Raw genomic sequence first — 24,926 nt, forward strand, 5'->3', positions numbered from 1 at the left:
CCGTAGGCATGCAACTCACTCTCCAGCCAGTGTGGATCGTAGGCATGTCCCTGAAAATGGGCGCGGATCGATTCAATCCCGGTATCGACATCCTGGGACAACTCGATCCAGTTGCGTTTCTCCACGGAAGGCTCCAGAGGTCAGGGTTCAACTGATAACGGTGTGGTTCGCTAAAATACCCGCAATGCCTGCAGGCGTTTAGACGATTTGTGCAGAGGCTCAGAGGCCGAAACGCTGGTGGCTGAAGTGGTCGCCAACTACCTGCGCGACTTCGACCCCAAATCCGAGCGCTGCTGGATCGCGGAAAAGGACGGCGGGGTCATCGGTTCGGTGTTCATCGTTCGCGAAGACGAAACCACCGCACGATTGCGCATGCTCTACATCGACGCCAGCGCACGGGGCCTGGGCATCGGCGCTCGACTGGTCGAAGAGTGTCTGCGGTTTGCGCGGCAGATCGGTTACAAGAACATCACCTTGTGGACGACGAGCAACCTGACGGCGGCGCGCAAGATTTATCAGAAGGCCGGTGGCAGTCAACGTCCTTTTCCAGAAGGTTCACAGGTGCACTGTTCAGACACGGCGATGTACTTTCACCGCCCGCATAATCTGTTGCTGCAGCGAGCTATCGCTGCTTGTATCCTTGCCCACGCGAAGCAGGCCATCGCTATGGCCTATAGTGGCTGGAACGCAAAAAAATGGACTTTCCATAAGGTAGTGACGTGAAGCGTGATACCCACCTGGTGGTGCTGTTGCTGTTAGTGATTGGCTGTTCTCTGGCGTCGCTGACGGTCTGGAAAGTATTAGCTTCTCGAGAGCGTGCACTGAAAGAAGTGGACGTCCATGGGTTGAACCTCACGCAGGCGCTTGCCACCTATTCCGAAGGCATTGTCCGGCAAAGCTCGGTGCTCTTGCTCGGGCTCGTCGAGCGCCTGGAAACGGAGGGCAGCGGCCCGGCACAGATCGAACGGCTCAGCGCCTTGATCAGCCGGCAGGAGCCCCTGATGCCACAGCTCAGTGGCATCACGGTCTACGATAATCAGGGCCGCTGGTTGATGTCCTCCAACGGGCCGATTCCCTTCGGGGCGAACAGCCGTGATCGGGTCTATTTCATTCATCACCGCGACGATCCATCCCCAGAAACCTTCATCGGCCCGCCCATCCAGAGCCGCTCTAATCAAGAGTGGGTGATCACCGTCAGCCGGCGCTTCAATGATGCGCATGGAGCATTTGCCGGCGTGGTGGCGGTCACCTTGGGCATTGAAAACTTCCTTCGACTGTTTGGAACGATCGATGTGGGGCAGGACGGTGCCATCGGATTGTCCTATACCGATGGTACGTTGCTGGTTCGTTATCCCTTCCGCGAGCAGGACATGGGGCGCAACTTTTCCAAGTCGCCCATCTATGCCAAGTATCTCGTTGATCGTTCAGTCGGCACGGCCTCGTTTACTTCCAGTCTGGACGGTGTGGAGCGGCTCTACGCCTTCCGCAAGAGTGACCGGCTGCCGCTGATCACGACCATTGCGCTTGGCAAACACGAAGCGCTCGCCGCCTGGCGAACGGAGGCGTTGCTGTCAGGGGTGGTAGTGACGGGGCTGCTGGGGCTAACCGGTCTGATCGGTTGGTTTTTGATCGTGGATATCCGAAGGCGAACCACGGCGGAAGACCAGTTGCGCGAGACTCAACAGCAGTTGCTCTCATCGAATCGTCAGCTTGAGTTGCTCGCAATGAAGGACGCCCTGACCGGATTGGCAAATCGGCGCTGCTTTGATCAGAGTCTTGCCTTGGAAGCACGGCGCGCACAACGCGAGCGCACGACGCTGGCCTTGCTGATGATTGATATCGACTACTTCAAACTGTTCAACGATTCGTTCGGCCATGTCGCCGGCGATGTGTGCCTGCAGAGCGTCGGCAAAATTATCGAGGAGTGTGTCAGACGACCTTCGGATCTCGCGGCACGCTATGGCGGAGAAGAGATGGGCGTCATCATGCCCGACACCGACGTAGAAGGCGCAACGGTGGTTGCGCAACTTATTCTCGACCGCTTGGCATTGGAGAATATCCCGCACAACGCCAGCCCGTCTGGACGAGTCAGCGTGAGTATCGGGATTGCGACCGCCACTGGATCGCAACTGGATCACTGGCAAAGGGTGATCGAGGTGGCAGACAAGGCGCTCTATAGTGCCAAGGCGTCGGGGCGTAATCAGTGGCTGATCGGCGTTTGAAACCGGTCTTGCTGTTTATAGAGGCTTCGAGGCGTTTTTGTGCCGATTGTCTACCGGACACGCACGAGCGATATCAAACAAAAACCGACGTTTACGCCTGTCTGCGGAACGAAGAGCGATTCAGGCTAAAGAAACTCCGAATGACCATCCTCTTCAATAAAGCGGCCAGTAGCCACTAGACAGCTAATGCATAGCCTCGTACCTTCAGTCCAGCGCCCCACGAAGCCTTTTAACGCCTCATTTGCTGTTGTGAGGCAGTCAACCTGAAAACCGGATTTATACCCGGACATAGAGGTAGCCGGTTCGATGCAAGGGACACCCTCGCAAGACCCAACCAGACACGACGCTCGGCCAGAATTCTGGCAGCTTTCCATGCGTTGCTGTCAGTTGGCAGGCAGCGTGGATGTTGCCTTCTTTTTCATTTTCCTCATTCTTGGCTCTCCCATTCTGGCCTGGATAAACGTGGTCAGCGTGGCCATGTATGTCTACGCCTATCGCGCGTTCAAGCAGCGACGAAATCGGTTGGCCGTTCTACTCATTCGCATTGAAGTGCTTGTGCACGCCGGGCTGGGGACGGTCCTGGTTGGCTGGGGAAGTGGTTTTCACTATTTCTTGCTGATGTTTATTCCGGCCCTGTTCGTTAGCATGCGCGCCCGTAGCGCCTGGGTATACGCCGGTTGGTTGTGGGTTTACTACGTAAGCCTGGATGTACTGATGTGGTTCGTCAGTCCTCTGCAACCGATCTCCTCCAATGCCCTGTTGGGTGTGCATATTTTCAATCTGACAGTCGTGTTCTGCATGTTCAGTTATCTTGCGCTGTTCTATGTGGTCACGGTCACCCGTGCGCATAAAAGTCTTGCGCGTATGGCAACGACGGACTCATTGACCGGCCTGTTCAACCGTCGGCACATGATTGAGTTGGCCGAGAAAATTTTGGCACGGCACCATAGACGCCCCAGCAATCTCACCTTGATGTTGATGGACATAGATCACTTCAAGCAGGTCAATGATCTGTACGGTCACGATGCCGGTGATCGCGTACTCGAAGCAGTGAGTCAATTGTTCAAATGTTCAATGCGTGAGCAAGACTTTATCGGCCGCTGGGGGGGCGAAGAGTTTCTTGTCATATTGCCGGACACGGATTTTAGCCATGCCACTGATAGCGCGGAGCGCACACGCAAGGCGGTCCAGGCATTGGAGATTTACAGTAATGGACAAAAGGTCAGCGTTACTCTGTCCATCGGCATCACTCAATACCGCGCTGAGGAGGCGCTCAGCGACGCCATTGCACGGGCCGATTACGCGCTCTATGAAGGCAAGTCAGCGGGACGCAACAGGGTAGAGGTTGCAGAGGCTTAGCTAACAAACTCGAACACTGTTTTGAGTGAGCGACGAACGATAGAAGCCGCTCTCCAGGTGCACAAACCGGCGGTTCCTGGCGTAGTCGTAGGTTACGGCGCTAGGTTTTGTAGCCTTGATGGCGTACGGGGAGAGTCTTTTCTAGCATCGGCGCCGTTAGTGTTGAGCGGGGGCTTTCAGGGTGGGCTCTGCTGCACAGTTCACGAGCGGTAGCGTCACTACAAACGTGCTCCCCTTTCCATCACCTTTGCTAAAGGCCGTTACAGTGCCACCGTGAACTTCGACTAACTCCCGTACCACCGTCAGGCCGATACCGAGGCCGGCCCCGTTGAAGCCGATGGCGTGAACGTCCTGAACAAAGGGTTCGAAGATAAAAGGCAGCGCCTTGGAAGAAATGCCAATCCCCGTATCGCAGATACAAAGTCGCATTAGATTATCTTCGGCCGTGACCGAGAGTGTGACGTTGCCACCGGCTGGTGTGTACTTGGCAGCATTGCCTAACAGGTTGCCGAGAATCTGAGAAAGCCGCACCGGATCGCCATCGACCATCAACGCGTATTCAGGCAACTGCGCGCTGAAATGCAATTCGTTAGCGATCATGACCGGGCGACAGATTTCAATGGCCTCATGGATGGTCTGAATCATGTCGACACTGCAGCGATCAAGACGAAACTTCCCGGTACTAGCGCGCGAGACGTCGAGTAAGTCTTCTACCAATCGAGACATATGCTGCACCTGACCTTCAATCAGCGCCTGCATCCGCGGCAACTCCTCACTCGGCACCCTCACCAATCGACCGGCGATCATACTGATGGGGGTCAGCGGATTACGCAGTTCATGCGCCACCAGCGTGAGGGTGTTGCGTTGCTGGGCCAGGCTTTGTTCGGCCGAGGCTTGCAGGTGTTGCGCGCTGAGGACGGCGAGCACCAACTGTTCGTTGGCTTCGCGCATTTCCAGATAGCGCTGCTGTTCTTCGGCGGTGTGCTGGGGTTTTTCCGCATCCGACTGTGCCGTAAGAATGGCCAGAACCAATTGTTGATTGGCCTCGATCAGTTGCTCGATTTGCCGACTATCGGCACGCTGGGTATTGGCTTCGCTCAGCTCTTTGTTCAGCGCCGCCAGCACTGCTCGTGCTTTGACGGTTTTCTGGCCGAGCAGGAACAGTTCGCGAGCCGCCGTGCCCAACGCTTGTTCGTTCTTGCCGTTGGCCTCGTTCATGATAGTTCGCTCATCCCTCGTCTTTGCCAAGACGCTGACGGGTTGGCCGGCCTCCAAGCAGGCCTTCCTGATCTGGCAGCTTGGCGCCGATGTGCAAGCCGTTATCGTCGATCTGATACTGGCGCAGTTCATCGGAGTGTGCGCTGGCCCTGACCTTGACCACGGCCATGATGCGCAGCAAGCGACTCTCAACTTCAATATAGCGCTGGACAATGATCGCGTCGGTGAGAAATGCCGTGCCGTAAGGGCTGAAACGCAGGTCGGTGTAGCGGTCTTCCAGTTCTGAAGTCAGCAACACGCTGACCCCGACGCTGGTCAGCGCAGTGACCATGCGCGAGAGCGATTCGCGAAAGTCCTCGCGGAAGGTCGGTGCGAGTGCCAGTTCGAAACCCGACAGCGAGTCGATGACCACGCGGGACGCCTTCAGTCGACTGATCTCACTCAACAACAAGTGCACGATTTCGTCGATGGACAGGTCCGGGGCGCGGCTGTCCTCCAAGCCGACATGTCCATTGCGAACCAGGTCCACAAGAGTGGCGTTCTGGGAGTGATTGGGCCGTTGTTCGAACACCGCGATCACGCCGGTTTCGCCATTACGCGCGCCTTCAGCGAGGAAGGTCCCGGCCAGAATGCTTTTGCCCGAGCCCGATGGCCCGGCGACCAGCAACGAGTAACCACGGGGCAGGCCGCCACCTAACATCTCGTCGAGCGCCGGAACGCCCATTTTCAGGCGCTTGATCGGAAACTCCAGTGGCGCCTCAACCGGATTGAGTGCCGCAGGCGCGAAGACCTTGATCCCCGACGTTGCGATGCGAAACGTGTGCAAACCGGGCAATGTCGGTTGGCCGCGCATCTTCATGATTTCCATCTTGCGCACCATGGAGTTGCGCTGAACGCTTTGGCGCAGCCAGATAAGCCCATCGGCTACGGTAAAAATCGGGTTGGTGTCGGTTTCGGTGAAGTATTCGCCGATCAGGAAGGTGGTCGCCTGCCAGGTGGTCATCAACATGCCCAATTGCTGAACGAACTGCGGCAGGTTGTTGTTCGGGTTGTCCTGAGTCTGGCTGGCCAGCACTACGGAGCGAAACGAGTCGACGAACACCAGCGCCGGGGAGTGGGTCTCCACCTCGCTGACGATGCGCCGCAGCACTTCATCCAGATTGCCAGCCAGGGTGTCAGCGGCCAGGTTGACGTAACGAATCGAGTGGTTAATCGCCTCGTTGTCAAAAAAATCGAATTGCTGCTGATAACGCAGCATTTTCAGCGGCGGTTCGCCGAGCACCGTAAAGAACAGCGCCGGGCGTTCGGGGGGCGCCAGGGCAAACATCATCTGGTGCGCCAGTGTGGTCTTGCCGCATCCCGGCGGGCCGGCGATCAGGTTGAACGAAAACTCCGGCAAACCTCCGCCCAGCACCTCGTCCAGTCCTGGCACACCGGTGGCCAGGCGGTTGATAGTCACTTTGGTGCTCATGGCGAATTTTCCTGCGAGGGGGGTGTCGCTCAAAGAAGGTTCCCACACGCCACGAAGCAATCGTGCGGTGAGCGAAGGCCCGATCAACGTGGTCAGCAGCGCGTAAAACGTCGTCAGCAACACTTCACCAAAAAACAGTGCATCGGCTTTCGTTTGCTCGACAAGTACGGCCTTGAGGGCTGTCAGGTCCATGGTCTGCACACTGTCGTAGGTGCCGGCCAGACGCGAATGGGTGGAGATACTCAGATGGAGGCTGCGACGATAAAGCGCAATTACCCCTTGCTGGCCGATAATGGGCGTGAGGGCAGCGTCCATATCCCGCAAGGTTAATGTGATCGTATGGGCGATCTGTGCAATGTCAGCGTTGGGACCAACGCGGCGCGTCAGAGAAGCTACGATCTGACGGCTCTCTTCGCTAAGCGTGGACATGGATAACTGATATCTGATGAATAGATTCTGATAGTCCACCCTAAAGCAGACAGCCGACGCTCTATCGAAACGGCATTCCAATCCGGCGTGCAGGTACCGTGGCGCAAGGAGGGTGTTTGCAAGCCATCCGGCTACCAGCCTGCATGCAGGATTTGTAAGCCATGAGTGAAGCGCTTGATATTGAACGGCTGCGAATTATTCACGCGATTGTGCAATTTTCAACCGTTAAACGTCTCGCGCAGTGCATTGGAAACCAGCGTAAATGCCGGGGAGGGCTGGCGTCGGCTGGGGTAATACAAAGAGTAGCCCGCGAACGGGGTGCACCAGTCTTCCAGGACGCGCATGAGTCGGCCTTCCTGAAGATGGTGCTCAAATTGTTCCTCGGGCAGGTAGGCAATGCCAAGTCCCGCCCATGCTGCCTCTACGATGTGGGTCGACGTATTGAACGTGAGCTGTCCATTTATGCGCATGTTCTCTGGTAGCTGCACGCAATCTGCATTCCCGACAGGAATGCAGCACATAAAATTAACGAATTTTTCTTGGTCGGGTTCAAGGCGTACCTTGCCCAAAAGACAAGGAGAATCGACCGTTGAACTCATCAGCACCCAACCCCGCCGAAAAATTCGACATTTCTCGCGCTAACGAATACGCCAGGCAAAGTCGAATCGCGCTGGCCGGCTACGACGCCTGCCACGATTTGGCAGCATGCGTGCTGGCAGCGAGTCTTGGCCATTCACCCTCGGCGAAAGTATTGGTCGTAGGCGCTGGCGGTACAGCACAGGAAATCATTGCGATGGCTGCGCTGGAGCCGACCTGGCGTTTCATGGCGGTTGATCCTTCCAAACCGATGCTGGAAGCCGCGACGCAGCATTTGCAGGCCAACGATTTGCTGCACCGAACGCAAGTGCATTTCGGGCATGTCGATGAGTTGCCGGCAGATCAGTCGTTCGACGCGGCGACGTTGATTGGCGTGCTTCATCATCTGAAGGGCGATGAGCCAAAGAGAGCGATCCTGCGATCAATTGAAGCTCGCTTGAAACCGGGCGCGCCACTGATCGTGGCAGGCAACCATTACGCCTACGCCAGCCAACCTCTATTACTGGCGGCATGGGGGCAGCGTTGGCGGCAGCAGGGTGCCAGCGCGGAGGAGGTGAGGGCCAAGCTTGGCAAGATTCTTCAGGGGGCAGACCCGCCGCATTCCGAGGCGGCGGTTCAGGCGCTGTTGCATGAGGCCGGCTTTGGCGAGGCTACGCGGTTTTTCAGCAGTCTGTTCTGGGGGGCTTGGTTGACGGGTAAAGCTGGATGAATACTGGGATGGGGTGGTAAGCGCCGTGGCGAGGGTGCCCATCTATTGAGATGCCAACTCTCGTCGGGCAAACTCTGGTTGCCTCATTGGCCGATAACAGGAGTTTACGGATGCCATTTCCACTGACGGAACATAATGCGTTACTGGCCCTGAGGGGCGTGGGGCCGGCCGTTATTGCTCGCCTTGAGCAGATGGGTATTGACTCGCTGGCGGCGCTCAGCAAAGCCAATGTTTGTGACATCGTCGCTCAGGCATCGGCAGCAACGGGATCGACTTGCTGGAAGAACAGCCCTCAAGCCCGGGCCGCCATTCAGGCGGCTATTGAACTTGCGCAGGGTACTCCGTCGAGCACACCTGATGCGTAAAGCTGATCGCTTGTTTCAATTGGTCAATCTGATTCGTGTCCATCAGCCAATCTCTGCTGAACGACTGGCTAGCCGAATCGGCGTTTCCGTTCGCTCAATCTATCGATACATCGACGACCTCTCCTTCAGTGGCATCCCCATCTACGGTACTGCTGGCGTGGGCTATGCCTTGGATGCCGATTTTGAGATGCCGCCTTTAGCGTTGAACAAGCTCGAACTGGACGCACTGATACTCGGGATGGAAATGCTTTCAGCTTCCGCCGATGACGATCTAGGTGCTGCGGCAAGAATGCTGTTGAGCAAAATCTCCGCTTGCGTAGTCCAGCACAAGGTCGACCCCGGTTCGGCAAAAATCAGGGCACTAGGAACAACACCCGCTTTGACGCGTCGCCACCTGGCAATCCTTCGAAATGCCATCGAAAACACTCAGGCGCTGAGAATAATTTATACCCGACTGGACGGAGTGGTTTCGCAACGTCTTATTTCTCCCCTTGGCCTTTTTTACTGGGGAGGGAAATGGACGGTTGGAAGTTGGTGCAGTACCAAGGCGGCTTACCGCGATTTTCGGGTCGATCGCATCGCCTCCATCGCTATTGCCGAACAACCAACACCTGACAATCCGGCCCTTGATCTCCAGACGTATATGAAGCATCAGGCAAGCCAGTGGAAAGCGATCACCACGACTGACACTACGCTGTCAGTATGAGCTACTGATAATTGGGACTTCCTAACACACAGCAGGTCATCCCTATGCAGCATTCATCTCATGTACTCGAATTAGCCATTTTCAAGGTCAAACAGGAATGCGTTGCGCAAGTGCCTGCGCTACGCGAAGGGCTTCGTGAAACGTTAAAGACTTTCCCTGGTTTGATCGAATACCGCGCCTACTGCCCCATGAACGACAACCGAATCTTCGCGGACTTAGCCATGTGGGACAGTCTTGAGAACGCCCAAAAAGTGGCGAAGGCGTTCAGCGATGGAGATCCGAGATTCTCTGAATATATGCACGCGATTGAAAATCTTACGTTCATGAGTCATCTGGCCCCAGAGATGAGTTGACCTCACTGACTCTCAGAGCCGGCAAGCGACAACAATGCCTTTGCTGTCAGGCATCGTTGTCGTCACTTCCAGTGCAAGTGTTCTCAGATTAACTATTGCTGAGTTGCCCAGTGCTGCACCCACTATCGCCTTATGAGAAAAGTTCACGTAGCAGTACTCCTTTGGGGTGAGGTGTTACGCCAGGTTCTTTTGATCAGTAACGTCAGGTCATGTTGGTTGAAAGAGCTTGAATCCAGGCGTTATCGAACTCGCCCGACATACGACAGCCGGACAGGGGTTTGGTCTGATCGACAGGCATGTCACCCATCCGCCCAACCGGGTAATTAAGGCGAAGTGACGTATCGCTGATGATTCGACATTGTCCATTTGTGCACTTTCTTAAGTGCGTCCAGCTTCAACTATTGTTTGTTGGACGATGAACGATGGCAAATATGCATCTAGGCTGGGTGTGCTGGAATAACCAATTAAACGGACTATGCTGCTTCGACAATGTGCGCAATATTTGTTGTGGGTCATCCGGGTGAACCAGGCAGGTTCCACTCATATATGACCAGAACGCAACGATTGTGACTGAGTATGCTCTGAGAGAAATCGCTGAGCCATTAGTCCCTCAGTTTGAGTAGTTAATGCATTTGTCATAAACAAGGAAAGCACTATGACGCAATCTCTCAAACCAAAAACCGTGTTGTCGGCTTTCGTCTCATTAGCGATACTCTGTCCACCATGGTGCAAGCTGGCGGCGAAATCCCCCCATCCATTACTACGCCTGATCGCATGGAGACGCGTATCGGTGTGTTGGAGTTCAAGGATGGCGCTCCGACCGAGAAAACCACACAAGATGTCTACGGCACCCTGGCGTTCACTCGCGGCATAGACGCGTTCATGAACAGTTTCTCGGGCGCCTCGGCCTATGCGATTCGTGAGGGCTTTCACAGCATTGGCGCTGAGGACAACCCGCCTGTTCCTCCAACGAAGTTCGTTGAAGGGAGTGACAAGTCGTTCAATACCATTCCACCAAACGATTTTTCCTATTTCCAGATGCTCGACAAGCTTGTGCAACTGGAACCGGCAACCTCGTTCGATCCGGAACTGCTTGGCCAACTGGCTGCCATTGGCATCGCCAAAGGTCACCCCTTCAATCCCGATGCCCGGATGAAAAGTATCCTGACCGACGCAGCGGCGGTGGGCAACGCAGCGGGGCGGTCGCTAAACTGGAGTGGTGCCGACTATCCCGGTTGGGCCTACTATCCAAATTCAATGTGGGCCAACATGTTGTGGCAGGGTGGCTATAACTTCGAGACTCCGCCGCCGATGATTACCAAGGACGGCTTTTTCAAACCATTCCCGCCAACCGGCGCACGGACACTCGATTCCCGTGCGGCGTTCTATTACGGCTACACCATGGATTCTCCGGGCATGATTATGCGGTTGCCTAACGCGGGCTCGCAGTACCTCATGGGTTTTACGGATGCCGAAAAAAATCCTTTCGAAGGTGGCAAGACCTACAAGGTAACCCTGCCACCGAAGATTCCTGCGGCAAAATTCTGGTCATTCACTGTTTACGACAACCAGACGCGATCCATGCTCCAGACTCCGCAGCGCTATCCGCGTGCAGGCAGCCAGACTTATCCTACGCCGGCAGCCACGGAAAACGCCGATGGGACCACGACCCTCTATTTCGGCCCCTCCCAGCCTGCAGAGGCCAAGGCCGGCAACTGGATCCAGACCATGCCCGACAAAGGCTGGTTCACGATCTTGCGCCTCTACAGTCCGCTTGAGCCGTTCTTCACCAAAGAGTGGCGGCCGAGCGAGATCGAACTGGTTCGGTGAGACCACATCCTGGTCAGCGCCACCGTTCGGTCGGCGCTGACCTTAGGGTGGGCTTGCAGCAAGGGAGAAAAATGGTGCGAGTACACTTTACGGAGTGAATACCGAGTCAATCGAAAACGGGCAAACCCTGGAATGGTCGGTGCCGGTCAAACTGACAGTTACTCCACGCTGAGCATTGCATTCGAACCCCTATCCGTATGCGCCTGCTCAGTGGGTATCAAGCATGAAAACAGCCATTACATTGACGATGCCCCAGGTGAGTGCTATATGCCTTGAACCTTGATCAGCTCTCAGAGCAAGCCACCGAGTCACAACCCGCTTGAGCCTCAAGCTTCGCCCGGTCAGCCTTGCTGATGTATTTCGGCTTTTTCGGGGCCAGTTTGGCACTGGCTTTTTTGGCCTTTTCCTTGAACAACTGCTTCAGTTTTTTCTGACGATTCATGTTTTTACTCGGGTTGTTAGTTCTGCAAGACAGTCGTCTGTCTACGATTCAGGTGTTTGCGTTCCATGACACATATGACATCGCCCCGCGGATACCCGCCGGGCCGATCGGTTTAGCTGGTCGCCGACGCAGGTTTGGATCATCCCAATGTCAGCGGTGCCATCAAGAATGCTCAACGCTTTTGCCGACCAGCCAGCCGAGGACGATCATTATGAGTCGGGCTTGCCTGCTCATACCAGCCGCATTCCCATCTCGACGGCGCGTTGCTCGAATCCGAACTCGGCATACATACGCGCAGCGCGCTCATTGAACGGCCAAACCGTCAGGCGCAAATCCTGAGCATCATGCTCAACGGCCCAGTCCTTGACGAGTTGCATCAGCGCACGACCAATCCCTTTGCCCGAAAACGGCTCGGCGACGCACACCGAGCCGATACGAACCACATTCTGCCGCTGCATCAGCGGCCCGGAGCTCGCCGACAGGTTGGCCGTAATGAATGCTGCGGCCTGATCACCCACATGGGCGATGAAGGCTACATGATCCGGTTTTTCGAAAACGCCTGACCAGTGCGGCAGGTCGCGGGAAACATCGTCGGTAGCCGCCGCATATATGTCGGGGCGCCCAGCGTGGTGCACGGCGTTAAGCAATTGGCCCAACTCGCACAGGGTCAACGCATCGTCGGCAGTTGCGGTTCGATAGGTGATGGTTTCATCCATGATGGGTGAGGCTCCTGATCAAAATCGTTAAGACAAATATCACTGGTCGGTCTTCAAACGCTGTGCCCACGCCTCAATTCTCAACTGAGGACGTGGATTGATGCACCGCCCAATGCGCCATCTCTTGGGCAATGAAGTGATTCACCAGATCGCTGTACATTTTCTCGATGGCGTCCGGATTCAGACCTTCGGTCTGCGCCCACTCACGGCGCGTTGCGAGCATGGCTTTGAAGCGATCCGGCGCACGCACGGATGTTGCTGAAGTCTTGAATTTCGAGGCTGCCAGTACGTACTGGAAACGCTTGCCCAACAGCTTGATTACGGCGTGGTCCAGACTGTCGATCTCGCGTCGAATGTCCAGCATGTCGGCACATTCGATAGGTTGCAATTGATTGATGACTTCCATGTGGATGACTCCGTGTACTCAGCAATGGCTTTTTAGCAATAAGCGACCATGTTACTCGTGGCCACATCTCTTTTGCAGCTCACCCTCAACGCTCTCATACAGGTCTCATGGCACGACAAATGCGACGTGTTTGTATTGAAAACGTCAGCGCGAAGAACTTTGCGGGTTTATGCCGGTCGACCGGCCATCGACCGCATCAACCCGGTCTGGCCGATTAAAACTATAAAAGGTAAGTGCGATGAGCTGTCTTGTGTGTGCAGGCGCCGCCGAGCGGATTCACTGTCACGGCCCGTGGGAGGAAAGAGATTGCCCCGACTGCGGGCGATATCGAGTGGCCGACGAGCTCTTGTTGGCGTTGATTGAACAGGGGCAAATATTTGATGTGGTTAGAACCAGAGGCTGGCTCGACCGCCAACGCGTAGACACAGCTATCCCCGTCATCAATGTCCATGAAGCCTTGCTGGTGAGTTGAGTGGGTGCCGTGCTGTTTGCATTCGACCTGAGCAGCCACTCACAACCTTGGGCGCTTGGTGCGCCAGATTGTGAGGCAGAAGGTTGCGTTGCTTTTGCGTTCAGATGTTTGCGAGGTTTTTCCGAACCCAATGCTCGGCGGTCGTTACCTCAATCGACTGCTGCTCGTTGAAAGTGCCCGCTTTCGGCCAAGCCACACCTCTGCCTTGGGCAAACACAGCACGGTACTTCTTGATGTGGTGAGTCGGATCTTTCTCCAATTCCCGGATCAGGTACGCAACAGTCCACACGTTACGTTTGAACGGGCGCCCCAGTACACGTTCAAGGAGACCCGCAACCTCTGCGTACGTCACCGTGTCTCCCGATAGATACACGATCTGGTTGCGCAAGCGAGGTTCGAAGAAAACGATTGCCGCTGTCAGCGCACCAATGTCGTATGGCGTCGTGAGCGTCACGCTGTTCTCAAGACTGTCTAGCGCGTTCACGGTATCGTTTTCCAAGTCAACCACTTCGAATACAGGCTCAAAAAGGAAGCTGGTGAACATGCCTGTCGAGATGATTACCCATTCAGTTTTGTCCTGGGCGCGAAGCAATTCGCGTACATCAAGCTGAGCATCGAACAGATCCTGAGGACTGCCCCTACCGATTACCTCGAAGTCGACACCAGGCGTTCGAGAAACGCCTGGCGGAATTTGACAGTATCGGCCTGAAGACCGCGAAGTTTTTAAACGCGAAGCTCACACAGTGCTTTTTAGCGACCGGGATGTGACGCGGTGTCCTGGCTGATATGTTTGGGGCCTGCGATCGCCCAGGCAATCAGCCCGAACAGCGGCACAAATACGATCAACACAATCCAAACCCCCTTGTTATTGGACTTCCCCTCGCTTTTGCGTACCCGGTTGATGGCCCAAAGCTCGATGAGCAGAAGAACTGCCGCCAGTACGATCCATACGATTTCATTTTGCATTGGCTACCTCCTGATGGTCTTTGTTAGGGGGCGTGTGGCGTGGTGGGTTCATTTAATTTGCGACCTCACCGCAGAGATCTGCTTGCTGACGGGCCAGCCCCCTGGATTTGTTGATTGGCCTGCTGACGCTCGGCGCTATATTCTTCCCGCCGCTGGATGAGTCTCCGTCAATGGCTGAATACAGCCTGTCAGTTAGGGAAGAATTGAATGCCGTTCAGGGTGATGGTAGTGGGGGGCTACGGCAACTTCGGTAGCATCGTTTGCAAGCATCTGGCGCTGATGCCGGGCGTCGAGCTGGTGCTTTCGGGGCGTGATCAGCACAAGTTACAGCGCAAGGTCGATGAGTTGAATAGCCAGTCGCTTAACGTCTGCGAAGGCTGGTGCGGCGATGCCATGGGCAGCGCGTTCAGTCCGGCGTTGCGCTCGATGAACATCCAGTTGGTCGTCCACACCGCAGGCCCGTTTCAGGGGCAATCCTATGCGGTCGCCGAGAGCTGTATAGCGGCTGGGGTGAGTTACTGCGACCTTGCTGACTGTCGGACTTTCGTCAATGGCGTGGGCGTCCTCGATGCGCGGGCGAAAGCCGCGGGCGTGGCTGTTCTTAGCGGCTGCAGCTCGGTGCCGACGTTGTCGTCGGCGATCATTGATCAGCAGCGCCATCACTTCTCACGCATCGACTCGATTGAGCATGGCATCTCGTCCTCGGCGAAGATGCCGGGGCTGTCGACGATCGAAGGTGTGCTGGCCTACGCCGGCAAACCCATCAAGCAACTCAGGAACGGCAAGGTGCATGAGGTGCCGGGCTGGCAGGATCTGACCCTGCGCAAAATGCCGCCACTGGGCACTCGCTTGCTGGCCAATGTCGATGTGCCGGACATGGATATTTTCGCCAGCCGCTATGGCGCGCACACTCTGAGCTTCAAGGCCGGCGCGGGGTTGAAGCTAGGCGGTATCGCCAACGGCCTGCTGGCGCAGGCGCTGAAGATCGGGCTGGTTCGCGACCACGTTCGCTGGGCTGCGCGCTTGCATCGTCTGGGCGTGCGATTCGAACGTTTCGGCGACGGTAAAAGCGCCATGTACATCGACGTTCACGGGCTCGATGTTGATGGCTTGCCGCTGGCGATGACTGCGCAACTGACAGCCCTGAATGACAAAGGTCCGCAAATCCCCAGCTGCGCGGCCGTGGCGCTGGCGATGAAAATGGCCCAAGGCTATGTGCCGCAATCCGGTGCCCGGCCTTGCGTCGGCGAAATCAGCGTCGATGAATACATGGCGGCCATCAACGATCCGGACAATCTGCGCCTGGTCGTGAACTTCTCCAAAGGGCCGCGCTGAGCATGCTCTATCTGGGCCTGAAGTACCTGCACGTCATCGCGGCGATTTTCCTGTTCGGGTTCGGCATGGGTTCCTACCTGTATTTGATCGCCGCCAGCCGTACGGCCAACCCGTTGGTGATCGCACACGTCGCCCGCATGGTGGTGCGCTTCGACACCTGGATCACCACGCCGGCCGGTTTGGTGCAAATCATCACAGGCTTTTTTCTGATGAAACTCTCGGGCCTGCCCATGACCACGGAGTGGGTGGCGACTTCGTTGATCATCTTCTTTTGCGTCGGGGCGCTTTGGTTGCCGGTTTTGCTCTTGCAGAAAAAGCTTTGCGCGATGGCGTCGAGCGCGGGGGAGGCCGGGAAGGGGCTCGATGAAAGCTACCGAGCCGTTTACAGAAGGTGGTTCTGGATGGGCGTTGCCGGTTTTGCCGGGATGTTCGTGATTGTGCTGATGATGGTGACGAAGCTGACACCGGTTCAACTGCTCAACGTTCTGGTTTAGCTGCTGGCGGCGCGGGAAGACGCGCAGCACCTTCAACGGTTCGCAACGGCTGGGCGCTACCGGGCGATTCGCTTGCTGCGCCTCACCCAACGCCTCAAGAAATATCGATCTGGTACCTGAAGCCTTCCGCCGCCGCCCGGGAAATTCGGTATTCGAGTGGGCTGCGGTCATACCCCAATGCAGTGCGTTCGATGGTGACGACCGGGGAGCCTTCCTTGATCGAGAGGATTGTGGCCATGGCCGGGTCGGCTTCCCCCACCGTCAGCGTCTCGCTTGCCGAGGCGATGCATTGGCCGCACTGGGTTTCATACAAAGGGTAGAGCAGCTCGCCGAAACTTTCGGAATCCATGCTCAGCAATGCGCCAAAACGTGTGGCGGGTAGCCAGATGTCCTCGTGAAACAGTGTGCGGCCTTCGACCATCCGAAGGCGTTCCATGCTCACGACTTGCTCGCCGTCTTGCAGCTTTAGCGCATTGGCCACGGCTAGCGATGGTTTTTGCAGCGTTTTGGCAAGGATGCGACTGGTGGGTATTTCGCGTCCGCCGCTGGCATTCACCTGCCGAAAGAAGCGCGCCAGCGAGGCGTCGAAATTAGGTCGGCGCACGAAGGTGCCGCGGCCCTGGCTGCGCAGGAGCAGGCCTTCATTGACCAGCGTTTCCACAGCCTTGCGCACCGTGCCGATCGCGACACCGTAGTGTTTGGTCAGCTCCGCTTCGGTGGGAATGGGCGCCCCTGGCGTCCATTCGCCAGCGGCGATCTTGGCGAGCATTTCTTCTCGCAGGCGCTGATAAAGCGGCAAGCGCTCGTCGTATCCGAGTGTCGAGGCGTTCATTTTTGGGGCAGTCCATTCCGGCAGGCGTCGCTACTTTATCACCAACAAGTCGTTTGACAGATATCCAGCGCTGAATATATGGTGGTGTAGTCATATATATGAATAGATGTATTTATATGAATCTGCCGCCAACCGTCGCTTGGGCCTCATGGCCCGATCTCACGAACGCTGCAGATTGTTAGCCATAACAACAAACGCTCAGGGTTATCTGTTTATGACCAGTCTTCATGCGCCTGCCCTCCGTGGTGTGGACACCCACGCCCACATCTTCCGCCAAGACCTGGCGATGGTTGCCAGCCGTCGCTACAGCCCGCATTACGATGCTTTGGTTGAGCAGTATCTGGGCCATCTTGATCGCAATGGCTTGTCACACGGCGTGTTGATTCAGCCGAGCTTTCTGGGCACCGACAATCACTTCATGCTTGACGCGTTACGCCGCTATCCACAGCGCCTGCGTGCGGTGGCGGTCGTTGACGCTGATGTCAGCGAAAACCACTTGGATGAATTGGCCGAGGCCGGTGTGGTGGGCATCCGTCTGAACCTGATTGGCAAGACACTGGCCGACTACAGCAGTCCTGCTTGGGTTGCGCTGTTCGTGCGTTTGGCACGGCGCGGCTGGCAGGTGGAGGTTCAGCGGGGCATCGATGATCTGGCGCTGATCGTGCCCGTCATCAGGGCGTGCGGCGTGACGGTTGTGATTGACCACTTTGGCCTGCCGACAGGTGGCATCGATCTTGAGAATCCCGCTCATACGGCTTTTCTCGCACTGCTGGCAGACACGCACGTATGGCTCAAGTTGTCCGCTCCCTACCGTAGCCAATCCGATCTGGCCCAGGCAACGCAAGTGCTGGCACTGCTGCGCGAGGCGAGCGGTGGCATCCAGCGACTCCTCTGGGGCAGCGACTGGCCCAACACCCAGTTCGAAGATCAAACGAGCTATGACCAGCAGGTGGCCTTCATCGAAAGGTTGCTGCCGGATGCGGGCGAGCGCGCCCAAGTGTTGAAGGAAAATCCGGCAACGCTGTTCGGATTCAACGTTTCCCGCTAAACAATCAATAACAACAATAGGACTTCCATCATGATGAGCCTGCTCGTCGTCGCGGCAATCGTTGTCGCCGTCGCCCTTGGTTACAAAACCAAGATCAATATCGGTCTGTTCGCCATCGCGTTTGCCTACCTGATCGGCTGTTACGGCATGGGCCTCAGCCCGTCGGAAGTCATCGGCATGTGGCCGCTGAAGATTTTCTTCATTATTTTCTCGGTTTGCCTGTTCTACAGCTTCGCCACGGTCAACGGCACCCTTGAAAAACTCGCTGAGCACCTGATTTATCGCAGCCGGTCGATGCCGCAACTGTTGCCGTTTGCGGTCTTCTTCACCGCGACCGTCATTTCAGGGATGGGCGCGGGTTATTACACGGTGCTGGCATTCATGGCGCCGATCACGTTGCTGCTCTGCGAACGCACAGGCATGAGCCTGATCATTGGCGGCATGACGGTAAACTACGGCGCCTTGAGCGGGGCCAATTTCGTCTCGAGCCAGAGCGGCATCATCTTCCGTGGACTGATGGTCAACGCGGGGATCGCGGAAAATGACGCGTTCATCAACTCAGCAGCGATCTTCGCCAGCACGTTGGTGATACCTCTTCTGGTGATTTCAGCTTTGGTGTTCCTCACGGGCCATGGCAAGGCGATGAAAGCCAGCGCTTATTTAGTAACCGAGCCTACGCCGTTGAATCGAGAGCAGAAAACCACGCTTTGGCTGACGCTGGCGATGATGGCGATCGTACTGGCCGCGCCCATCGCGCATATCGTTTTCCCGGCCAACGCGACCGTGAGCTTTATCAATTCGAAGATGGACATCGGGCTGATCGCCAGTCTGTTCTCAGTGATTGCGCTGCTGCTCAAACTGGGTGACGAGCGCAAGGTCATGGCGACGGTGCCTTGGGGAACGTTGATCATGATTTGCGGCGTGGGCATGCTGATTTCGGTTGCGATCAAGGCCGGGACCATCGACGTGCTGGCCTCGTGGATGGGCAGTAGCATCCCGCCGATCATGGTGCCGATCGTCTTCGGCATCGTGGCGGCTTTCATGTCGCTGTTCTCCAGCACGCTGGGGGTCGTGACGCCAGCGCTGTTCCCGATGGTGCCGCCGATTGCTTCGACGCTGGGGCTCGATCCGATGATCCTGTTCGTTGCCATCGTCGTGGGCGCCCAAGCGACCTCTATCTCGCCGTTTTCCTCGGGTGGTAGCCTGATCCTCGGCTCGTGCCCCACGGAGCAGAGCCGCGCTTCGCTGTTTCAGCATCTCCTGTTTCGCGCGGCACCTCTGGGCTTTGTCGCGGCGCTGGTGTTCAACGCACTGATGACGTTCGTCTTTTAAAAGCGCCCTTGGCCCGACGCGAAGGCGTCGGACGTCAATTGAGTCGATTGCGAGCACGATGGCAACGTGAGACTGGTTCTCAGGCACGCTTGGGCAGTTTCCAGTTCGGACGAATGAAGTGGCAGGTGTAGCCATTCGGGATGCGTTCCAGATAATCCTGGTGCTCCGGTTCTGCTTCCCAGAACGGCCCCGCCGGTGCGATTTCGGTCACCACGCGGCCAGGCCATAGCTGTGAGGCATCGACATCGGCAACGGTGTCCTCGGCGATGTCGCGTTGCTGTTCGCTGAGGTAATAGATCGCCGAGCGATAGCTGGGGCCACGATCATTGCCTTGACGGTTGGGTGTGCTGGGGTCGTGTATCTGAAAGAAAAACTCAAGGATCTGCCGGTAGCTGATCACCGCAGGATCGAAAACGATTTCGATGGCTTCAGCATGATTGCCGTGATTGCGATAAGTGGCGTTCGGCACATCGCCGCCGGTGTAGCCAACCCGCGTTTGCAACACGCCCGGATAGCGCCGCAGCAAGTCTTGCATGCCCCAGAAGCAGCCGCCGGCGAGGATGGCGGTTTCGGTTTGACTGGTCATGGTTTGTCCTTCCCTTTGAGGATGTTGGGTATAGCGATGGTTATGAGGGCGCGTTGACCGATTCCAAGGTTGAACGGCGCGAATAACGCAGGCGGTATCCAGCACTCAAGAAGGGGGGGTAAGCACAGTGCACGCATTAACTCGCCCCGTGATCCACTCACGGCTGTACGCCAGCACGCTGTTGGCAATCGCGGTCGGAAAGTGAATAAAACCATGGGGGGAAGAGGGCAGTTGGTACACCTCGACAGGGGCTGACGCCCTCCAGCGCTCGGCGATTTCGAGGGTGTCGTCGCGCAGCGGGTCCAGTTCGCCGGCAAACATCAGCGCCACCGATCTGGCTGGCGCGCAGCAGTGTTTGAATCATCCGTGGCAGGACGCGATTGCGAATCTTAAAGCGCGGTAACCAGGCGAGCTTCTTGTTGAAGTCACGCACTTGCGCCAACTCCCGCTCGCCCTGCGGCCAAGGCGTCTTGCTGCGTGGGTGAGTCATCCGCGATTCTTGATCAAGATGGAAAAATTCAACGCAGCGGCGACACACAACCAAGCCAGATAGGGAAACAGGATCAGGCCGGTGACCAGATCAAGCTGCAACGCCATCACCACCATGGCCGCGACGACCAGCCAGAGCAGCGTCAGGATCACCATGGCGGCGAAAACGTGGTGGGCGCCAAAGAAGACCGGCGTCCACAGGGTATTGAGCGCGATCTGCGCCGCCCATAACGCCATCACCGTTTGGCTGCCGGGGATCAGGCTCAGTCGGTATCCGGCCCAGGCCAGCAACAGATAGATCACCGTCCAGGCCACCGGAAACGCCCAGTTGGGCGGCGTGAAGCCAGGCTTGGTCAGCGATGCATACCAGGGGCCCGGTTTGAAAATGACGCCTGTGCTCGCGGCAGCCGCGCAGGCCAGAAGAAAAATGAAGAAGGTCATCGCCAGTCCTTAGCTGTACTCAGCTTTTGGGGGAGTGTAAGGAAAGGACGCCCTGCGCGGCGAAAAGTTTGGATTGAGCGCCGAGATTTATCTGTTTACCGCCAGTAAGTCGCAGTCGCCATGCCGTTGAACTAATAACTGACCGGTGCGTCAGGATAATCAATGGCTTCTTCCTTCATACGCGGGTGACACCATGCACAACTACCTTTTGCAATACCGTTTCAACGATGAGCCTCGTACTCATCTGTTCGAACTCAAACAGCCACAACTGGCCGAACACGAGGCTGCGATGCACCTGCTGGAACTGCATCTGGGCGATGCGGAAAATGGCCTGGTCATGCCCACGGCGGACTCGACACCCCAAGAGATAATTGCGCAGGCTGAACGGGTGGGGATTACGCGGATTGAGATCATCACGCCAATCGACAATTAACCACGGCTCACCTGTTGGAGCGGGCTTGCTCGCGAAAGTGGTGTGTCAGCTGAGGTGATAGTGGCTGATACGACCCCTTCGCGAACATGCTGCTCAGGCTTTAGAAAGCCTGGGCTCAACGACGGTGGGACAACCGCCAAGCGTGCTGTGCAGCCAGTCCTTGGCCGGCCGGTGTCCGGGCGCTCGATTTCGGCGTGCGCACGTTTCACCGTGATATCGGGCTGATACATCATTCTCGCCGAAGCTTTACCGAACCTGTGCGGATGCTGGCTGAACTGGTCAGTGAGCAATTCAACAGTGGCTTGAGCTAACGGCGAGCGTCGATTTTTTTCACAGCCTGGGTCAAAAGGAGATATCCGACTGCGAGTACTTGTATATTCCCGAAAAGGAAAACCGCGACGACTGCGCAGAAACTGGAAAATACTGGCATGGACCGGAAAAAAGGCCAACCGAGCACCTCTGACTGGGTTATTCGCAGCACTCAACCCGGTAGCATCGAGCGTATCGAAGCCTGGTTCGGCAGCCACGGCTACGACCCACACCGTCACGACACCTACTCGATAGGTCGCACGCTGGCGGGCGTGCAGAGTTTTCACTACAAGGGTTCGCTACGCCACGGGGTGCAGGGCAACACGCTCGTGCTTCACCCCGATGAACTTCATGACGGCATGGCCGGCACGCAAGCAGGTTTTCATTACCGTATGGCTTACGTTGATCCAGCATTGATCCAGACAATCTTGGGGGGCGAACCTTTGCCCTTTATCGCCGGTGGGCTTTCGAACGATCCGCGCCTTTACCATGCCAGCGAAGCATTTGTGCAAGCGATGGATAACCCTATGGAGACGCTGGAGGAACAGGACGCCCTGTATGACCTGGCAATGGCGTTGCGTGCCGTCGCGGGTAAGTCGCGTGGCCGTAAGCGTCTGGATTATCTCTCTGCCGAACGCGCCAGAGCATTCATCCTGGAAAATATGCACTTGGGCATTACGTTGGAAATGCTCGAGCAGGCTAGCGGGAGAGAGCGCTGGAGCCTGTCACGCGACTTCAGAACGCTCTATGGCACCAGCCCCTACCGCTTTGTCACACTACGACGTCTTGACCGCTTTCGCCGTCTTGTCCTCGACGGTTTCACATTGGTGGACGCCGCCCTCGCCGCAGGCTTTCACGATCAGAGTCACATGACCCGACATTTCACACGCTGCTATGGCGTCCCACCCATGCGTTGGCTGGAACGCTTGCGGCCCGCACGCTGACTTGCAGGATCGTACAAGCGCGATGCATTCATTGTTCGATAGGCTGACGACCTCAACTACAGAGGATCTGTCATGCCTGAGTCCCATCACCCACAAACATCGCTCCCCATAAACCTGGCGCAAAAGGCTTCGCTGATCGATCAGCAATGGAGCCCTCGGGTCGTCGCTGAAATGAACGACTACCAGTTCAAGGTTGTGCGAATCGAAGGCGAATTCATCTGGCACTCACACCCTGAGACCGACGAAGCATTTCTTGTGCTCGAAGGCACCTTGCGCATCGACCTCCCAGAGGGATGCGTCCATGTGAATCCTGGGGAGTTATATGTGGTGCCGCGCGGGGTAGTGCACAGGACGGCGGCGCAAAGTGAAGCGAAACTGATGATGATCGAACCACGAGGTATTTTGAACACGGGCCATGAACAGGGTGAGCGAACTGCATTGAGTGACGTCTGGATATAGGTTCAGCGCCCAAACGGCCAGGCATGCATAATTGCAGTTCACTTGACCACCGGCTTGCCTGCCACTGACCAGTCAATTGCATCCGAGCTGACTCTTTCTGCCCGTCGCGAGAGGCAGAAAGCGATCCAAAGCAGCCTTTGGTTGAGGGCAGCTGTCGGCCATGAGCGGACGTGTGTTGGCAGAGGTGCTAACCACTCCTGCTTCTAGACATGTTGTCGATGGCTTCGTAACCTAACCGATGCCTTGTACTTCGTTAAATTTTCACGGACGGTGCAAAGAGCTCGAAATAGTTCAAGAGGACGGTCATGTACCCTTTCGCGATTAGAGAAGGCTATGGCAGTAAAAAACTGCTAGTTGAGTTCTATCCACAGCCATCGGACATTGGGTTTCAGGAGGCGCTCCGCATGGTATTGGTACCATTGGGATTCTCAGTCAACACCAATGAACATGGCATATGGGCATCTCACTCCCGTCTAGAAAGTAAGTTTGGAACTTGCCGAATTGACAGCGACTCTTGGAGCGCTTTCGGAGTTGCCGACCACCCCACTCTCAATAGGCAACTAATTTATGAGCTCGGCGCAATGCTGACAGCTAGCGGAGTGTTCGAAGAGGTTCCATGGCATTGCGCAGGCAAAACAGGTGGCTAAACGTCTGTAAAAGGCTAGGGGTTGAGTACAGCTACAGGCCCAGAGTGTGTAAAAACGCCTTCGCGAACTCTTGCTATGATTTCTGAGGATTTCATCGCAGGGATCGCCCATGAAGCGCTTTATCCAAGGTGAACATCGAGGCCAAGGTACCTTACTTCCCGAGAGCCTCGACGACTACGTCAGCGATACCAATCCGGTGCGCGTAGTCGACGTCTTCGTCGACGAACTCGACCTGGTCAATCTGGGTTTTGAAGGTGCCATTCCCGCCGATACAGGCCGGCCCGCTTACCATCCCGCGATCCTGCTGAAGATCTACATCTACGGCTATCTCAACCGCATCCAGTCGAGCCGACGTTTGGAGCGAGAAGCCCAGCGCAACGTCGAACTGATGTGGTTGACCGGGCGTTTGATGCCGGACTTCAAGACCATCGCCAACTTCCGAAAAGACAACAGCAAGGCCATCAGAGGCGTCTGTCGCCAGTTCGTTATGCTATGTCAGCAATTGGGACTGTTCGGAGAACATCTGGTCGCCATTGATGGCAGTAAATTCAAAGCAGCCAACAACCGCGACCGCAATTTCACCAGCGCCAAACTGAAGCGGCGCATGGAAGAAATTGAATCGAGTATCAACCGTTACCTAGCGGCACTCGATGCTGCCGATCGGCAAGAACCCACAGCTTCCGAGCCCAGTGCCGGGAGGCTGGAAGAGAAAATCGCCAAGCTAAAAACTCAAATGAAGGAGCTTCAAGCGATCGAAATCCAGCTCAATGAATCGCCGGATAAGCAGGTCTCACTGACCGATCCAGACGCCCGTTCCATGATGACGCGCGGCACAGGAATCGTCGGCTACAACGTGCAGACAGCGGTCGATACTCAGCACCATTTGATCGTTGCACATGAGGTGACCAACGTCGGTTCCGACCGGGATCAACTCAGCTCAATGGCCAAGCAGGCCCGCGAGGCGATGGCGTCAGATACGTTGTCGGTAGTGGCTGACCGAGGTTACTTCAAAAGCGAACAAATCTGGCTTGTCACGATGCAGGTATCACCGCCTATGTGCCCAAGCCGATGACCTCTGGAGCCAAGGCAGACGGGCGTTTCAATAACGATGCCTTCATCTATGACGCGGCAAAAAACGAATACATTTGCCCGGCTGGAGAGGCGCTGATCTGGCGCTATACCAACGTTGAAAAGGCCTGACGTTGCACCGTTACTGGAGTTCGAAATGCCGGGGCTGCGCAATGAAACCGCAGTGCACACCGAGCACGGAACGGCGGGTTCGACGCTGGGAGCATGAAGCCGTACTGGAGGAAATG

At 56.4% G+C, this 24,926-nt stretch carries 23 protein-coding genes and 7 pseudogenes; 17 read left to right on the top strand and 13 right to left on the bottom strand.

Translation table 11 applies throughout. From position 1 onward, the window contains the following. Positions 1-11: 11 nt before the first annotated feature. Positions 12-125: pseudogene (locus tag AACY02_RS23595) on the bottom strand (AraC family transcriptional regulator); the annotation flags it as partial. Between the two features lie 94 nt (positions 126-219). Between AACY02_RS23595 and AACY02_RS23600 the strand changes: the two are divergent. The 3 genes and pseudogenes from AACY02_RS23600 to AACY02_RS23610 form a co-directional block, all read left to right on the top strand. Continuing rightward, positions 220-528: pseudogene (locus AACY02_RS23600) on the top strand (GNAT family N-acetyltransferase); the annotation flags it as partial. A gap of 191 nt (positions 529-719) precedes the next feature. Next, the gene (locus tag AACY02_RS23605; RefSeq protein WP_339434008.1) at positions 720-2,222 is read left to right on the top strand and encodes a sensor domain-containing diguanylate cyclase; all 1,503 of its coding nucleotides are present in this window, start codon (positions 720-722) and stop codon (positions 2,220-2,222) included. A gap of 372 nt (positions 2,223-2,594) precedes the next feature. Beyond that, entirely contained in the window at positions 2,595-3,581 is a 987-nt protein-coding gene (locus tag AACY02_RS23610) for a GGDEF domain-containing protein (RefSeq protein WP_339434009.1), read from the top strand. A gap of 156 nt (positions 3,582-3,737) precedes the next feature. Here the strand turns inward: AACY02_RS23610 and AACY02_RS23615 are convergent, their stop codons facing one another. The 3 genes and pseudogenes from AACY02_RS23615 to AACY02_RS23625 all read right to left on the bottom strand — a co-directional run. Then, complete coding sequence (locus AACY02_RS23615; RefSeq protein ID WP_339434010.1) at positions 3,738-4,799, bottom strand: sensor histidine kinase; 1,062 nt, start codon at positions 4,797-4,799, stop codon at positions 3,738-3,740. A gap of 10 nt (positions 4,800-4,809) precedes the next feature. After that, positions 4,810-6,270, bottom strand: a complete 1,461-nt coding sequence (locus AACY02_RS23620) for an ATPase domain-containing protein (protein WP_339434029.1) — start codon at positions 6,268-6,270, stop codon at positions 4,810-4,812. A 647-nt stretch (positions 6,271-6,917) separates the two neighbouring features. Continuing rightward, positions 6,918-7,172: pseudogene (locus AACY02_RS23625) on the bottom strand (LysR substrate-binding domain-containing protein); the annotation flags it as partial. A 116-nt stretch (positions 7,173-7,288) separates the two neighbouring features. Between AACY02_RS23625 and AACY02_RS23630 the strand changes: the two are divergent. From AACY02_RS23630 to AACY02_RS23650, 5 genes are all read left to right on the top strand, one after another. After that, complete coding sequence (locus tag AACY02_RS23630) at positions 7,289-8,005, top strand: class I SAM-dependent methyltransferase (RefSeq protein WP_339434011.1); 717 nt, start codon at positions 7,289-7,291, stop codon at positions 8,003-8,005. A gap of 110 nt (positions 8,006-8,115) precedes the next feature. Next, positions 8,116-8,370 carry a helix-hairpin-helix domain-containing protein gene (locus tag AACY02_RS23635; RefSeq protein ID WP_339434012.1) on the top strand — a complete coding sequence of 85 codons (255 nt, stop codon included), beginning with the start codon at positions 8,116-8,118 and terminating at the stop codon, positions 8,368-8,370. After that, positions 8,363-9,076, top strand: coding sequence for a helix-turn-helix transcriptional regulator (locus tag AACY02_RS23640; RefSeq protein ID WP_339434013.1), 714 nt, complete (start codon positions 8,363-8,365; stop codon positions 9,074-9,076). Before AACY02_RS23635 ends, AACY02_RS23640 begins: the two co-directional genes overlap by 8 nt. Before the next feature lie 44 nt (positions 9,077-9,120). Continuing rightward, a complete protein-coding gene (locus AACY02_RS23645) occupies positions 9,121-9,429 on the top strand; it encodes a hypothetical protein (RefSeq protein WP_339434014.1) in 309 nt (102 codons plus the stop codon). Between the two features lie 774 nt (positions 9,430-10,203). After that, positions 10,204-11,259: a DUF1214 domain-containing protein gene (locus AACY02_RS23650; RefSeq protein WP_339434015.1), complete on the top strand. Its 1,056-nt coding sequence runs from the start codon at positions 10,204-10,206 to the stop codon at positions 11,257-11,259. A 283-nt stretch (positions 11,260-11,542) separates the two neighbouring features. On the opposite strand, the gene AACY02_RS23655 is transcribed toward AACY02_RS23650, so the two are convergent. From AACY02_RS23655 to AACY02_RS23675, 5 genes and pseudogenes are all read right to left on the bottom strand, one after another. After that, positions 11,543-11,701, bottom strand: coding sequence for a DUF2986 domain-containing protein (locus AACY02_RS23655; protein ID WP_339434016.1), 159 nt, complete (start codon positions 11,699-11,701; stop codon positions 11,543-11,545). A 230-nt stretch (positions 11,702-11,931) separates the two neighbouring features. After that, a complete protein-coding gene (locus AACY02_RS23660; RefSeq protein WP_339434017.1) occupies positions 11,932-12,417 on the bottom strand; it encodes a GNAT family N-acetyltransferase in 486 nt (161 codons plus the stop codon). 73 nt (positions 12,418-12,490) lie between these two features. Then, positions 12,491-12,823, bottom strand: a complete 333-nt coding sequence (locus AACY02_RS23665; protein ID WP_339434018.1) for an isochorismate lyase — start codon at positions 12,821-12,823, stop codon at positions 12,491-12,493. A gap of 572 nt (positions 12,824-13,395) precedes the next feature. Next, positions 13,396-13,959: pseudogene (locus tag AACY02_RS23670) on the bottom strand (NmrA family NAD(P)-binding protein); the annotation flags it as partial. An 86-nt stretch (positions 13,960-14,045) separates the two neighbouring features. Further along, positions 14,046-14,261 (bottom strand): PLD nuclease N-terminal domain-containing protein, encoded by a 216-nt coding sequence (locus tag AACY02_RS23675; RefSeq protein WP_221732590.1) that lies wholly within the window; start codon positions 14,259-14,261, stop codon positions 14,046-14,048. 207 nt (positions 14,262-14,468) lie between these two features. Here AACY02_RS23675 and AACY02_RS23680 point away from each other — a divergent pair, with 207 nt between their 5' ends. Both AACY02_RS23680 and AACY02_RS23685 read left to right on the top strand, forming a co-directional pair. Further along, positions 14,469-15,596, top strand: coding sequence for a saccharopine dehydrogenase family protein (locus AACY02_RS23680; RefSeq protein WP_339434019.1), 1,128 nt, complete (start codon positions 14,469-14,471; stop codon positions 15,594-15,596). 2 nt (positions 15,597-15,598) lie between these two features. Further along, complete coding sequence (locus AACY02_RS23685; protein ID WP_339434020.1) at positions 15,599-16,090, top strand: DUF2269 family protein; 492 nt, start codon at positions 15,599-15,601, stop codon at positions 16,088-16,090. A 94-nt stretch (positions 16,091-16,184) separates the two neighbouring features. On the opposite strand, the gene AACY02_RS23690 is transcribed toward AACY02_RS23685, so the two are convergent. After that, entirely contained in the window at positions 16,185-16,922 is a 738-nt protein-coding gene (locus tag AACY02_RS23690) for a GntR family transcriptional regulator (RefSeq protein ID WP_339434021.1), read from the bottom strand. 214 nt (positions 16,923-17,136) lie between these two features. Between AACY02_RS23690 and AACY02_RS23695 the strand changes: the two genes are divergently transcribed. Next, positions 17,137-17,970, top strand: coding sequence for an amidohydrolase family protein (locus tag AACY02_RS23695; protein ID WP_339434022.1), 834 nt, complete (start codon positions 17,137-17,139; stop codon positions 17,968-17,970). A 30-nt stretch (positions 17,971-18,000) separates the two neighbouring features. Continuing rightward, complete coding sequence (locus AACY02_RS23700) at positions 18,001-19,302, top strand: SLC13 family permease (RefSeq protein WP_339434023.1); 1,302 nt, start codon at positions 18,001-18,003, stop codon at positions 19,300-19,302. Between the two features lie 79 nt (positions 19,303-19,381). Here the strand turns inward: AACY02_RS23700 and msrA are convergent, their stop codons facing one another. The 3 genes and pseudogenes from msrA to tspO all read right to left on the bottom strand — a co-directional run bounded on the left by msrA (position 19,382) and on the right by tspO (position 20,818). Continuing rightward, a complete protein-coding gene (gene msrA / locus AACY02_RS23705; protein WP_339434024.1) occupies positions 19,382-19,888 on the bottom strand; it encodes a peptide-methionine (S)-S-oxide reductase MsrA in 507 nt (168 codons plus the stop codon). Between the two features lie 105 nt (positions 19,889-19,993). Beyond that, positions 19,994-20,215, bottom strand: a pseudogene (locus AACY02_RS23710) (alpha/beta hydrolase); the annotation flags it as partial. Positions 20,216-20,374: 159 nt separating this feature from the next. Further along, on the bottom strand, positions 20,375-20,818 hold the full coding sequence (tspO, locus tag AACY02_RS23715; protein WP_339434025.1) for a tryptophan-rich sensory protein TspO: 444 nt from the start codon (positions 20,816-20,818) through the stop codon (positions 20,375-20,377). Positions 20,819-21,011: 193 nt separating this feature from the next. Here tspO and AACY02_RS23720 point away from each other — a divergent pair, with 193 nt between their 5' ends. From AACY02_RS23720 to AACY02_RS23740, 5 genes and pseudogenes are all read left to right on the top strand, one after another. After that, positions 21,012-21,251: a hypothetical protein gene (locus AACY02_RS23720; protein ID WP_339434026.1), complete on the top strand. Its 240-nt coding sequence runs from the start codon at positions 21,012-21,014 to the stop codon at positions 21,249-21,251. Between the two features lie 161 nt (positions 21,252-21,412). After that, positions 21,413-21,562, top strand: a pseudogene (locus tag AACY02_RS23725) (LysR family transcriptional regulator); the annotation flags it as partial. A 117-nt stretch (positions 21,563-21,679) separates the two neighbouring features. After that, positions 21,680-22,504: an AraC family transcriptional regulator gene (locus tag AACY02_RS23730; RefSeq protein WP_339434027.1), complete on the top strand. Its 825-nt coding sequence runs from the start codon at positions 21,680-21,682 to the stop codon at positions 22,502-22,504. Positions 22,505-22,576: 72 nt separating this feature from the next. Beyond that, a complete protein-coding gene (locus AACY02_RS23735; protein WP_339434028.1) occupies positions 22,577-22,963 on the top strand; it encodes a cupin domain-containing protein in 387 nt (128 codons plus the stop codon). Between the two features lie 756 nt (positions 22,964-23,719). Continuing rightward, a pseudogene (locus tag AACY02_RS23740) lies at positions 23,720-24,926 on the top strand (IS1182 family transposase); the annotation flags it as partial.

Source organism: Pseudomonas sp. EA_65y_Pfl2_P78 (assembly GCF_963970495.1).
GTDB lineage: Bacteria > Pseudomonadota > Gammaproteobacteria > Pseudomonadales > Pseudomonadaceae > Aquipseudomonas > Aquipseudomonas baetica_A.